Annotated in this window: 12 protein-coding genes; 5 read left to right on the forward strand and 7 right to left on the reverse strand. The window is 44.9% G+C overall.

The genetic code is table 11. The features are described from left to right. Positions 1-10 precede the first annotated feature (10 nt). Genes N4A56_RS05495 through N4A56_RS05505 form a run of 3 tightly spaced genes read right to left on the reverse strand, consistent with a single transcriptional unit; the run spans position 11 to position 2,851 of the window. Positions 11-976, reverse strand: a complete 966-nt coding sequence (locus N4A56_RS05495; protein WP_295545603.1) for an ABC transporter permease — start codon at positions 974-976, stop codon at positions 11-13. A 2-nt stretch (positions 977-978) separates the two neighbouring features. Next, positions 979-1,806 (reverse strand): ATP-binding cassette domain-containing protein, encoded by an 828-nt coding sequence (locus N4A56_RS05500; RefSeq protein ID WP_295545604.1) that lies wholly within the window; start codon positions 1,804-1,806, stop codon positions 979-981. A gap of 25 nt (positions 1,807-1,831) precedes the next feature. Continuing rightward, positions 1,832-2,851: a substrate-binding domain-containing protein gene (locus N4A56_RS05505; RefSeq protein WP_293668863.1), complete on the reverse strand. Its 1,020-nt coding sequence runs from the start codon at positions 2,849-2,851 to the stop codon at positions 1,832-1,834. A gap of 357 nt (positions 2,852-3,208) precedes the next feature. On the opposite strand from N4A56_RS05505, the gene N4A56_RS05510 reads away from it, so the two are divergent. After that, positions 3,209-3,757 carry a hypothetical protein gene (locus N4A56_RS05510; RefSeq protein WP_295545606.1) on the forward strand — a complete coding sequence of 183 codons (549 nt, stop codon included), beginning with the start codon at positions 3,209-3,211 and terminating at the stop codon, positions 3,755-3,757. Positions 3,758-3,895: 138 nt separating this feature from the next. Here N4A56_RS05510 and N4A56_RS05515 read toward each other — a convergent pair whose 3' ends face one another. Further along, positions 3,896-4,216 (reverse strand): helix-turn-helix transcriptional regulator, encoded by a 321-nt coding sequence (locus tag N4A56_RS05515; RefSeq protein ID WP_295545608.1) that lies wholly within the window; start codon positions 4,214-4,216, stop codon positions 3,896-3,898. A gap of 157 nt (positions 4,217-4,373) precedes the next feature. On the opposite strand from N4A56_RS05515, the gene N4A56_RS05520 reads away from it, so the two are divergent. Next, a complete protein-coding gene (locus tag N4A56_RS05520) occupies positions 4,374-7,037 on the forward strand; it encodes an HAD-IC family P-type ATPase (protein WP_295545610.1) in 2,664 nt (887 codons plus the stop codon). A 250-nt stretch (positions 7,038-7,287) separates the two neighbouring features. On the opposite strand, the gene N4A56_RS05525 is transcribed toward N4A56_RS05520, so the two are convergent. Continuing rightward, on the reverse strand, positions 7,288-8,184 hold the full coding sequence (locus N4A56_RS05525) for a sensor domain-containing diguanylate cyclase (RefSeq protein WP_295545612.1): 897 nt from the start codon (positions 8,182-8,184) through the stop codon (positions 7,288-7,290). 166 nt (positions 8,185-8,350) lie between these two features. Here N4A56_RS05525 and N4A56_RS05530 point away from each other — a divergent pair, with 166 nt between their 5' ends. The 3 genes from N4A56_RS05530 (at position 8,351) to N4A56_RS05540 (ending at position 11,223) form a co-directional block, all read left to right on the forward strand. Beyond that, positions 8,351-8,998: a peroxiredoxin gene (locus N4A56_RS05530; RefSeq protein WP_293668873.1), complete on the forward strand. Its 648-nt coding sequence runs from the start codon at positions 8,351-8,353 to the stop codon at positions 8,996-8,998. Positions 8,999-9,271: 273 nt separating this feature from the next. After that, positions 9,272-10,099 (forward strand): rhodanese-like domain-containing protein, encoded by an 828-nt coding sequence (locus tag N4A56_RS05535; protein ID WP_295545614.1) that lies wholly within the window; start codon positions 9,272-9,274, stop codon positions 10,097-10,099. A gap of 11 nt (positions 10,100-10,110) precedes the next feature. Next, the gene (locus N4A56_RS05540; protein ID WP_295545616.1) at positions 10,111-11,223 is read left to right on the forward strand and encodes an FAD-dependent oxidoreductase; all 1,113 of its coding nucleotides are present in this window, start codon (positions 10,111-10,113) and stop codon (positions 11,221-11,223) included. A 47-nt stretch (positions 11,224-11,270) separates the two neighbouring features. Here N4A56_RS05540 and N4A56_RS05545 read toward each other — a convergent pair whose 3' ends face one another. Together N4A56_RS05545 and N4A56_RS05550 are read right to left on the reverse strand one after the other, a co-directional pair. Beyond that, positions 11,271-11,480: a hypothetical protein gene (locus N4A56_RS05545; RefSeq protein ID WP_293668877.1), complete on the reverse strand. Its 210-nt coding sequence runs from the start codon at positions 11,478-11,480 to the stop codon at positions 11,271-11,273. 214 nt (positions 11,481-11,694) lie between these two features. Beyond that, a complete protein-coding gene (locus tag N4A56_RS05550; RefSeq protein WP_295545618.1) occupies positions 11,695-11,940 on the reverse strand; it encodes a DUF2188 domain-containing protein in 246 nt (81 codons plus the stop codon). Between the last annotated feature and the right edge of the window lie 219 nt (positions 11,941-12,159).

Below are 12,159 nucleotides of genomic sequence, written 5' to 3' on the forward strand. Positions count from 1 at the left end.
GTATTACTCCTTACTCACGGCGGGTTTTAAGTGTCAGTGCGTAAATGGATACAGAGATAACAATAATCATCCCGTACACTAGACGTGTCCAGAACCCAGAAAGTCCCGAACTGATAACCCCCGCCTCAATAATTCCTATAATGATCGACCCGATAGCTGTTCCGTAAATTGTCCCTTTACCGCCGAAGACAGAAGTTCCACCAATAAAGACAGAGGCAAACACCAGCAGCATGTAGCCCTCGCCCATGGTCGGCCACCAGTTTGCCATTTCCAGACAAATAAGGAAGGAAACAAATGCACTAATCAGCCCCATGCCAGCAAATAACAAAATCCGTTCCCGTGAAACAGAAACACCGGTCATTCGAGCCGTGCGGATGTTATCGCCGATAAACAACAGGCTATCGCCATAGACATGGCGATTCAAAATCAGCCACGCGGCAACACAAAGTAACAAACACCAGATAGCCTGAGCAGGGATAACATCCCATAGACGTCCGACAAACACGGAATGTATCCACGTATCGCGAACATCGACGATGTTTCGCGCAAGCCCGTCAGCTAGGACAACAGCAAGCCCGCGCCACAAAAATTGTGTTCCAATAGTCGCGATAATAGAAGGAACCCCGAACCCCACAACAAGTACACCGTTTCCAAGCCCCGCAACCATACCTGTTGCCAGACAGGCAATAAGCCCGAATAGCGGACTCCCCGTAGCTTTAAATACCATTGCAAAGATCAACCCCGACAGTGCCATTACAGCCGGAAATGAAATATCCATTTCGCCACTTACAATGCAAAAGGTAAGCCCTACAGCCAGCAACGTTGTGAAAGGAATGGTGGAAAGAAACGAAATATAAATTCGCGAAGCAAGAAATGTTTTAGGACTCAACACCATAAACAGCGCTAACAATGCCAGCAAGATGCATGTTACACCGATTTGAATGCTGTAGCGTCTCAAGATAGTTGCAGCCTGCATCGTTATTCCCCCTCACCAGATTCCGTATGTTCATTGGCGGGAGTTGCTCCACACGCAAGCCCAGTCAGCAGAGATGACAACCCTTCTAAGGTAATGTCTCCCTTATTCAATTCTTGCACAACGCGCCCTCTATCCAGAATCACAAATCGATCACATGCTTCATACACATGCCGCATGTTGTGTGAGATAAACACAGCAGACCGACCAGCTTTTCGGATTTGCTGGATAAACTGCAACACCTTGCTTACTTCAGTGAGTGAAAGCGCTGTAGTCGGTTCATCAAGAATTACCGCAGAAGCCGCAAAGTACATTGCGCGCCCAATAGCCAACCCCTGACGCTCACCACCGGAAAGCACAGCAACACAAGCATCGGCAGAAACCCCTGCTCCACGCAGCCCCATGAATTCTTTCAAAATAGTTTCCGTTGCCTGCTTTTCGTACGCAACGTCAATAAGCCCGAATCTATTTCGCTTGTGCCTGCCAACAAAGACATTGCGCCACAGTGGTTGATTTTCGCACAGGGCACGTTCCTGATAGACAGTTTCAATTCCTAGCTTGCGCGCCATTTTTACAGAGTAACTCTTCAACGCAACCGGCGTATCATTAACAGAAAAACTTCCGCTATCTGCCTGTTCTACACCGGACAAAATTTTAACAAGAGAAGATTTACCTGCGCCGTTATCACCCAGCAGCCCGACTATTTCGTTGGAGCCAAGCGTAAAACTTACATCTTCCAACGCAACGACTGAACCAAAGCGCTTGCTGATATGGTGTAATTCTATGAGGGGAGTAGTGTGTGGCATGAAAATATTAAGTAAGGCACGGAGCAAAAGTGCCCCGTGCCATTTTGTAGTATTAACGAAGACCTTTTTTAGCCAGAGGCTCAATAAGTGCAATGTTACCTTTGTGCACAAATCCAGCGCCAGTGTTTACAACCAGACCGGAGAAACCGTACTTTTTGCTAAGTACAATCTGCAATACAGGCAGGTAGCCCTGTAAGAAAGGCTGACCATCGCCAACCAGATCTACATAGCCACTTTTGATTGCGGATGCTGTAGCAGGAGACAGGCTAAAACCAGCACCAATAATATCTTTAGGACCTACGCCTGCTGCGCGGAAGAAGTTTTCCAGCTGTGCAGTCAATGCGCCGTGATCCATGATTACAATGCGGCAGTCAGGGTTAGCGCTCAAGTATGCAGTCATAAGAGGCTTACCAAGGGTAGCATCTTTATCTACTTCAGGAGAAATTTCCTGATAATCAACTTTCAGACCGGCAGCTTCGAGAGTTTCAATAATACCACGGGTAGACATACCACGGGTAGGCTGACTTTTAAGTCCCCAAACAAGTGCTTTCTCACCTTTTTTCAGACCAAAACGGTTAATTGCTTCTGTAGCGAGAATGCGACCACGCGCTTTGTTATCCACGCCTGCGTAGCCAAAACCACGGGACTGATATTGTGTAGACAAGCGAGGCAGTTCAGTATCACTTGCGGTAACAATGATGCCAGCTTCTTCCGCTTCTTTTACAAACGGAGCAAATGCATCATCACCCGGATGACCCATTACAACAATGCCGTCAGGAGAGGTTGCCATAGCCTGTTTGAAGTTTTCAATCATCTTCTGCGGACTCCAGTCGGAGTACATAAATTCTACAGTACAACCAAGATCAGCAGCAGCCTGCGCTGCACCATTCTGAACAATGGTGTTGTATGTACCGCCAACAGGCCCACCGGTATCGAAGTAAATTGTCATGCCTTTGCCAGCCTGTTCGAGAGAAGAGCCGGAAAATGCAACATTAGGAAGAGAGATAGTTGCAGCAGCAACTAACAGCATAAAACAAATGAAAGAAGTAAAAATATTTTTGCGTCTTTGCATGAATGTGCTCCGAAAAAATTGAAGTTATACAGCAAACAATATAAGCACTGTTCAATATATGATTAGAGAGTCTAAGAACAATTGAAAAAACCAATCACCCACACAGATTACTATAGGCAATCATGATAGCTAAATTTAGGCACAGACACGAGTTGACCTAACCACTGCAACTCACCAACTATAGACCATCTAAGTTTTTTTCTGCCCTAAGGGGCACGCGATAAAAAACTTTGGTAGAGAAGTAGAAAGACTCTCCCAACTACGACTTATAAAGCATCTTCCAATTGAAGCACTGCATACTAAGCAAAAAAGCAAGCTAGTACCGTAGCCATGCGTCAGACTAAAGGAGAATACGCTGTGAAAAGACATGTTATATCATGCATTGCAATGTTCGGCATCTTCCTGTGCCTTACAAGCACAGGACACACGCAGGAATCAGACGATGGATTTTCCTCCCCAATCAACGAAGCTGAGTTAGCCTTGGATGCTATCCTCACATTCGATCAATTAGCATCCCAAGATGACCGATTTGGTCCCTTTATGGACTTTATAATTGGATACCCTGAGCGGGACACGACGTTCGACCATCTCTATAAATCATTTTTCACACCAGCACTCATAAAGGCATGGCGTACAGCCGAACGCGATCGAGTTATGCAAGATTGTAAAGGGGAATATATTGATGGGGATCTATGCGGATTAGGATTTAATCCATTATCGTGTGCGCAAGATGACCCACCAAACGGCTATGTTTATAAAACCCAGATGGAAACAGACAAATTCATTCTCATTGCTGCCGCATGGAAAGGCTGGGAAGACCCAACTGCCATTTATCGAATGGTGTTTGAAGAAAATCAATGGCGCTTAGACGGCGTCATCTGTGCTGATGGAGATCGGTTTAATTAACCTTTCCGAAAATTATTTTCACAGGGGCTTGAGCACATAGCATAGTGCAATTACGGCTCATGTCCCTGTTGAATGTTTTTGCTACGTTTTTAAATAAGCAGCAATCGTCCCCCACTTTCACAAGAACAATATGTGTATCTACTGAAGAATATTTTTGACGATCATATAAATACGTTGGACATCTTCGTCACCAGCTTCGCCAACCATCCGGTTAATTTCCTGTCGTAATTCCTGACAATCAATTTCACCCGCGCTTTCAAAAAGTTCGCCTATTTTCACACCCAGCCCTTGAGCAAGCTTGCTGACCAACGTTATTGTCACATTAGCCTCACCACGTTCAAGTTCACTTATGTACTTTGCTCCTGTATCGGCTGCCACAGCCAACTGCTCCTGAGTCATTTTTTTTGCCTTACGTAATGCTCGAACCCTTTTTCCAAACAATGTTAATTCAGTAGACATGAATTTCTCCTATCAAAGTATCATGTCCTGTGAACAAAGTATTTGCAATTGCCTCACCCCCCAAAACTTTCAAAAAATACCAAAGCTATTTGTTAGTTCTTTTCACAGAAGTTTCGTTTTCTGTTATTACAGTACAATGCTCTGAAGGAGGATTGCTATGCAGTGGTACCAGAAAACGGAAGAGGCTATTTTTGCTGAACTTGAAACAAGCGCTACAGGTCTGACGCAAAAACAGGTGTCTGAACGACTGGCAAAGTATGGTGAAAACGTCGTCGGTGACGAAGATGCTGTTAACTACTTCGAAATTCTTCTCCATCAGTTAAAAAGCCCGCTCGTAGTTATTTTGCTTATTGCAGCAGCAGTCACGACACTGCTCGGCGAATTTATCGATGCCGGAGTCATCGGTGCTGTTGTAATTTTGAACGGACTCATCGGGTTTATTCAAGAATCCAAAGCAGAACAAAGTGTCCGGTCTCTCCAAAAAATGGTAACACCTAAAGCCTTAGCCATCCGTGATGGTAAAGAAATGGAGATAGACAGCAGAACCTTGCAACCCGGTGACATTGTCATTCTCTTTTCAGGAGCGATGGTTCCTGCTGATATTCGCCTGATAGAAGCCAATGAACTCCGCATTGACGAGTCGATGCTAACAGGTGAATCGCTGCCGGCTAACAAGCTCCCTGAACTCATACCAGAAGATGATCTTTCACCGGGCGATCAGGTAAACATGTCCTTTATGGGAACAATTGTTGTCAACGGACGTGGTAAGGGCATTGTCACTGAGACAGGTCTTAAAACAATGCTTGGCGGCATCGCGCAGGATATCCGCTCTATCGGCAAAGTAGCCGCACCAATTCAGGAAAAAATAGAACGTCTCGCAAAAGCAATCGGCGTTCTGGTACTCAGTGCCGCTTCTCTCCTCTTTATTCTGGGGCTGGCTCTCGGCGAATCTATCAAAAATATGTTTTTAACAGCAGTGGCTGTATCCGTAGCAACAGTGCCGGAAGGTCTTCCAATTGTTGTCACCATCGCTATGGCTGTGGGGGTTAAGCGCATGGCATCGTATAATGCTGTTATCCGAAAGCTTGCAGCTGTTGAAACATTGGGCAGCACCACTGTCATTTGCTCCGATAAAACGGGGACTCTGACAGTAAACCGAATGACAGTAACAAAAATTTTTGATGGCAAAGATGAAATGACTATAACTGGCACTGGATACATCCCTGAAGGAGAATTTACCACAGCAAACGGGGACAAAACACCTCTCACAGAATCGTTGCAACACGTTTTGCGCATAGGCTTACTCTGCAACGAGTCACGCCTTGTCCAAAAAGACGATACATGGGAAGTCGAAGGCGATCCGACAGAAGGAGCGCTCATTGTATCTGCGTTAAAATCCGGCATGACTATGGATGAAAAAAAAGCATGGCCGGAAATTGCGATACTCCCCTTTGAATCTGACAGAGGCTACATGGCAACCCTGCATGAGCACGCGGGTAAAAAATTTCTTTTTGTCAAAGGTGGACATGACAGACTTCTCACTGCTTGCGACCCTACTCTTTTTCCGTATGGAACAACTATTGATCTAATAGACGAAGAGGCACATGAAATGGCGGCAAAGGGATTACGAGTGCTCGCATTTGCAGTAAAAGAAATGCCTGCTGAAACAACGACAGTTTCAGATGCAGACGCTATGAACGGTCTGCAATTCATGGGACTGCAAGGAATGATGGATCCGCCTCGTCCAGAAGCTATTGAAGCCGTTGCCAACTGCCAGTCGGCAGGAATCCGTGTAGTTATGATTACAGGCGACCATGCTGATACAGCCTATGCCATTGCGAGGATGCTTGGAATTAACACAGCCCACGACGGTGCTGTTACTGGTACACGCCTTGCCAAGATGACGGATCAGGAACTTTCAGAAATTGTTCAGGAAGAGTCTGTGTTTGCCAGAATCGCTCCAGATGATAAATTCCGCATAATAAATAGCCTCAAGGAACATGGTGAAATCGTCGCCGTAACAGGAGACGGGGTAAACGATGCTCCTGCCCTTCGAACTGCACATATTGGTGTCTCCATGGGGAAAGGCGGAACAGATGTTGCGCGTGAATCATCAGACATGGTGCTGATTGATGACAATTTCTCTAGCATATTCCATGCAGTCCGCGAGGGACGAATTGTTTTTGACAACTTGCGTAAGGCTATTTTCTTCCTCCTGCCAACGGGTCTTGCCGCCGTGTGGTCGATTCTTTTGACTATGATATTCGGGCTGCCGATTCCATTTGTCGCAGCGCAGCTTCTCTGGATTAACCTTGTCACAAACGGATTACAGGACGTAGCCTTCGCATTTGAACCCGGTGAAAAGGATGTAGGCGACCGACCACCACGCCCTACAGATGAAGGCATCATTAATTCATTACTCCTACAGCGAACTGTGATTGTAAGCCTGTGCATTGCGTTAGGCGTATACGGTGTTTTCAGCGCAGCACTTGAGCAAGGGGTTAATCTAGAAAAAGCCCGTACACTGGCTATGACTACTATGGTATTTTTCCAGTTCTTTCAGGCAATAAATTCCCGTGCAGAACGTGCATCTATTTTTACTATCAATCCTTTTTCCAACCACTTTTTGCTGGTGAGTATGATACTCGCAGTGGGCGCACAAATTAGTGTTGTCTACGTATCGTCTTTGCAATGGGTATTCAGAACACAGCCTCTATCAGGTGAAGAATGGGGAATATGCATCTCTATCGCATCCATAATTATTCTTGTGGTAGAAATTGAAAAAGCGCTCCGACGAACGATACGTCAAAAGGCGCTGTAGATTCGATCCTCACACGACCTGCACTGGTTATATTGCGCAAGTAGAAAAAATTAATATCCCAGTGAACCTACAAGAAGCTCCCGCCAGCTATTAACTAGCTGACGGGAGTTTCATCATTGTTATCTAAAAAAGTACTAGAAAAATGCGGCATCACGAATATAGTTCGTTTCATTTTTTTTCATAACGAACTCATTTTGCTCAACTACGTCGTGATATTTTTTCAATTCTGATAAATACCATCGTTACCTGATTACACCGCATCTTCCGTTAAGAATTTATCTCGACCATCCAGTTTAGCTAAGTACAGCAAGCTATCTGCCCGTTCGACAAGCTGAGCACCTTTTTCATGTTCTGCCATTTCTGCAATCCCACCACTTACAGTGATGGGACGAACAGTACACTGCAATGCAGAATTGCGTAGTTGCGCTGCAAACAGCTCCATGCGTTCTAAGGCTTGTTTCGCCTTGCATGAAGGCAACAATACTAGAAATTCTCCGCCGCCAGTTCGCGCAATCACATCGCCATCATGCATATGACTCCCAAGTAGTGCTGCCAGATATCGCAGAACATCATCGCCACAGTGCCTGCCCTGCGCTTCATTTAGCCGAGTAAAGTGATCGATATCGAAAACACACACACTCAGAGTGAGATCTTGCGCCACAACATCAGAGACTGTCCTTTCCAGCAAAGCAGGAACATACCGCGAGTTATACAGCCCTGTAGTGGAGTCCACCACATCAAGTTGGTCGAGCATATATGAACGGGATGTCAAAATATCCGACACATGCTTGCTTTGGGTTACATCCTCAAGTGAAAGCAAAACATACCGAAGCTGACCGTCATCCTGAATAGGGTTTGCAGTCATTTTCACCCACTGAGGCATGGTCTTTTGAAGGCTGTCCTTCCGTAAAAGAGTTTGGGAAACAGCACGGTTTGATTGAATTGCTTGCATTACAGGATGTTCATACTGGGAAATTGTTTTTTCACCAGCAGCAGTGGCAAATCCTTCAAGTACATTAGACGAATTATGATTCCACATATTCAGTGCCGCAGGGTTTGTATAGAGAACCTCACACTCAGGTGAAAAAATCATAACGCCATTCGAAAGCTGTTCAGCGAATAATACTACATCTTTAGACAAATTCATAAATCAAACCCCGTTCAAAGAAGTTATGTCATAATGAACCTTTGTTACACACAATTGCAATAAAATAACATTAAAAATGGACTTGCTACATTTTTTTGCTGGCGATTACCTGTTACACTATGAGTTATCTCTAAAGTACTTTTTTTGGTTATCGTAGGAGGTTTCCATGACGACACTTTTCCCCTTGCTTGGTGATCCACTTCCGCAGGTTACTGTAAAAACAACCAAAGGTACAATGACGCTCCCTGACGATCTAAAGGGGAGCTGGTTTGTTCTTTTTAGTCACCCTGCTGACTTTACACCGGTCTGCACTACTGAATTTGTAGCATTACAAAAACGCATCAAAGAATTTGACGCCCTGCATTGCAAATTAGTCGGCATATCAATGGATCAAATTTTTGCTCACATAAAATGGATCGAATGGATTAAAGAGCAAACAGGTGTTGAAATTACGTTCCCTGTTATTGCTGATTATGGCGAAGTGGCAGAAAAATTAGGTATGATACACCCTGGCAAAGGAACAAACACGGTCCGCGCGGTATTCATTATTGATCCTGACGGTCTTGTGCGTACCATTTTCTATTACCCGCAAGAAATTGGCAGAAATATTGATGAAATGCTTCGCACCATTCAGGCCTTGCAAATTTCAGATAGAAATAAAGTTGCCGTACCTGCCAACTGGCCTAAAAACGAGCTTATCGGTGACCGCGTTATTATTCCTCCAGCACAGACTGTTGAAGATGCTAAAATTCGTCTGGACACACACGAAGGATACGATTGGTGGTTCTGCCACAAAGAGCTTAAAGAAGAATAAAATCTCCAAGCCCCCAAAAGGGGGCTTCGGCTTTTGTTCCACGATGCTACGTGTCTTTTCTAACCATTTTGTTCCGAATTTGGCACAATCCCGTATCAGCTTTTACAAATTACCACGTCAACAGTCTCCGGTAGTGCAGCTCTGGTGGCTGTTGACCATTTTTTTATACATTGCCTGACGACACCCGTACTCTTCTTCCAATTTTCTTAGCATAACTTATTGAAAACAATTCCTGTTAAGTGCTACCATACTAGATACTAAAGGGAGGTTACAATGCGCTGGAAACAATTCCTCACACCAGTTGAGTCCATATCAACTGAAAACGCCCTTACTATGTTAGGTGCAGATGACTCTATTCAACTTGTAGATGTTCGGCAGCCTGCTGAGTATGACGACGGGCACATCGCCGGAGCCAAGCATATTCCGCTTGGTGAACTGCTGGATAGAGCCAATGAACTGGATAAAGAAAAGCCCGTTATGGTCTATTGCGCTGTCGGAGGGCGAAGTCGCGTTGCTGCACAGCTTCTTTCCGGTAACGAGTTCAACACAGTATACAATCTTACTGGCGGGTTTAACATCTGGGAAGGTTGGGAAAGCATTGGCGACTACGAACAGGGGCTGGAACTCTTCAACGGACTTGAGTCACTGGAAGAATTTCTCATTGTGGCTTACCGGATGGAGCTTGCGTTGGGAGAATTTTACACAGACATGTCCAAGCGTGTTGCAAATCAAGAAGCAGCCTCTCTTTTTGCTAAACTTGCAGCCATTGAAGCAAAGCACAAAACAAATATTATTGCGCAGTATACTGACATCACGAAAAAAGAATTCCCAAATAACATCGACATTGACGGTGCTTTTGAAGGCGGTTTGACGACTGCTGAATATATTTCCCGCCTCGGCACTGACATGGAAAAACCACTGGACATTATTGATTTTGCCATGTCCGTAGAAGGGCAGGCAATGGACTTGTATATCCGTGCAGCAGAAAAAGCACCGGATGAGCAAACTAAAAAAGCGTTGCTACAAATCGCTTCTGAAGAAAAAGCTCATCTTAACAGCCTCGCTGCTGTTTTGGATTCTCTGTACGCATCACAGAGATAAAGGAGTTAGTTATGGCAAAACTGGCACTCGTTGGCGCAGGACACGCCCACATGACTCTGATGACCAACATCAAACAATGCGTAGAACAAGGTCACACCGTCGATGTTATTGGTCCCGGCGAACGGCATTACTACTCCGGCATGGGACCCGGAATGCTTGGCGGTTCGTACTCACCTAAAGAAATCAGTTTCCCTGTTCAGCGCATGTGTGAAGAACAAGGTGCTACTTTCCATGTAGACAGTTGCGTAGGGATTGATCCTGAACAACAAGTCATCACACTACAGTCCGGTAAAAAACTGGAATACGATGTTGCGTCTTTCAACACGGGTAGCTCTATCATCGATGATCTGGTTAAACCGGATTCTAAGGATATCTACACAGTAAAACCTATTGAAAAATTACTGGAAGGACGCAACCGTATTTTCGAATTAGCTTCAAAAGATCACCTGAACATAGGTGTCGTCGGTGGCGGTCCCGCCGGAGTCGAGGTGGCAGGAAATGCACTTGCCGCTGCTAAAGAAGCTGGTGCAAAGGCAACGGTACGTCTGTATCACGGAAAAAGTTTTATGAAGCAGACCCCCGAAAAAGTACGCAAGCAAGTACGAAGCGTTTTAGAAAAGCACGGCGTGCAGTTTGTGGGTGGGGAGTATGTTTCAGAAGTAACAACGTGCAAAGTGACACTTGCTGATGGCACAACATACGATGATGACATTATATTCATCGCCATGGGTGTGCGCCCACGTCCTCTTTTTGAACCCTCCGGCATCCCGTATGGAAAAGATGGCGGTTTGCTCGTAAACAAATATCTGCAAAACACAAAATACAACAACATCTTCGGCGGCGGGGATTGCATCTGGTACGAACCGCAACCACTCGATAAAGTTGGTGTCTATGCAGTACGACAAAATCAGGTGCTCAACGACAATGTTATTGCAAAGCTGAACAATGAACCCCTGAAAGAATTCAGCCCCGGTGGAGACTATCTCTTAATCTACAACACTGGTGAAAATACTGGCGTGCTGCACAAATTCGGCATCAGTTTTAATGGAAAACCTGCTTTTGTCATCAAAGATTACATTGATTCAAAATTCATAGACAAATTCAAGCCGGATTATGACAAATAAAACAAAACCTCCCAAGATTGCAGTGCAACTTGGGAGGTAAAATTTTCTTACACCAATTGAAAATGATCCGGTAAACAATGGTGGCATCCATTTGCATTCGGATACTTCTTTTTCGCAGATTCCAAAGCTTTTTCAGGTGTGGGAAATTCGCCGATGGAGTACAGTTGGTCTTGAGGCGGACACCATTCACAACCTTCTTTATGAACTTCATGGTCACCGCTTGCCATCTTTTTTTTATGAACATGGTACTTCTGCATACGCTCCTCCTCATAGCCCTGTGACGTTTTCAACAACACAGCCATCAGTAAGATTCTCTGCCGGTGCCAAGTGTTTTCTGCCCGCAGGGGGAATTCCTGCTGCCACCATACCGATTATTCAAACTTATACTCTTATAATCACATATACCGAACATCAAAGCACAGTGCAAACACGGTTTCTTAACAAGAATTCAAGCGCGTAATAATGCTGTAACTACAAGCTACGCCTGTTCTTATTTTCAAATAGTACTGAACTATTCTTATGTGTCCACTCCTGCTGAAACGTACCATCTTCCTTTTCAATTATGATCTGCGCCGGAGCAGAGGCACTCGCGAGCTTTCGGGCAACGCGAACACCTTCCTGCTGCGTTGTGCATACATGACACGCTACATCCTGACCTTCTTTTTTTACTTTCCATTTATCGCCATGGGGACGAACAAAAAAAGTAGCTCGTTTCATCACTGCTCCTTGTATCTACAACTGGCTTTCATTGTAGCACAGGAAACGCTTTCTCTTCCAGTTTGAAAAAAGTCCATAAAAATACCATGTCGGCCTCCGGATTAAATTATGGCATGGTGCCTAAAAAGCGAATCACAGGAGGCCGACATGGCGAAGCTTACCGTATCATCAATCTATCGGTTCTTGGAAGGGTTTGATAATCTTCAAATCAACGTGGGA

The organism is Halodesulfovibrio sp. (assembly GCF_025210605.1).
Classification (GTDB): domain Bacteria; phylum Desulfobacterota; class Desulfovibrionia; order Desulfovibrionales; family Desulfovibrionaceae; genus Halodesulfovibrio.

Coding starts and splice junctions, on each gene's coding strand:
- N4A56_RS05545 (WP_293668877.1), bottom strand. CDS start 11,480: ATGCAGAAGTACCATGTTCATAAAAAAAAGATGGCAAGCGGTGACCAT.
- N4A56_RS05505 (WP_293668863.1), bottom strand. CDS start 2,851: ATGCAAAGACGCAAAAATATTTTTACTTCTTTCATTTGTTTTATGCTG.
- N4A56_RS05495 (WP_295545603.1), bottom strand. CDS start 976: ATGCAGGCTGCAACTATCTTGAGACGCTACAGCATTCAAATCGGTGTA.
- N4A56_RS05550 (WP_295545618.1), bottom strand. CDS start 11,940: ATGAAACGAGCTACTTTTTTTGTTCGTCCCCATGGCGATAAATGGAAA.
- N4A56_RS05520 (WP_295545610.1), top strand. CDS start 4,374: ATGCAGTGGTACCAGAAAACGGAAGAGGCTATTTTTGCTGAACTTGAA.
- N4A56_RS05525 (WP_295545612.1), bottom strand. CDS start 8,184: ATGAATTTGTCTAAAGATGTAGTATTATTCGCTGAACAGCTTTCGAAT.
- N4A56_RS05540 (WP_295545616.1), top strand. CDS start 10,111: ATGGCAAAACTGGCACTCGTTGGCGCAGGACACGCCCACATGACTCTG.
- N4A56_RS05535 (WP_295545614.1), top strand. CDS start 9,272: ATGCGCTGGAAACAATTCCTCACACCAGTTGAGTCCATATCAACTGAA.
- N4A56_RS05515 (WP_295545608.1), bottom strand. CDS start 4,216: ATGTCTACTGAATTAACATTGTTTGGAAAAAGGGTTCGAGCATTACGT.
- N4A56_RS05530 (WP_293668873.1), top strand. CDS start 8,351: ATGACGACACTTTTCCCCTTGCTTGGTGATCCACTTCCGCAGGTTACT.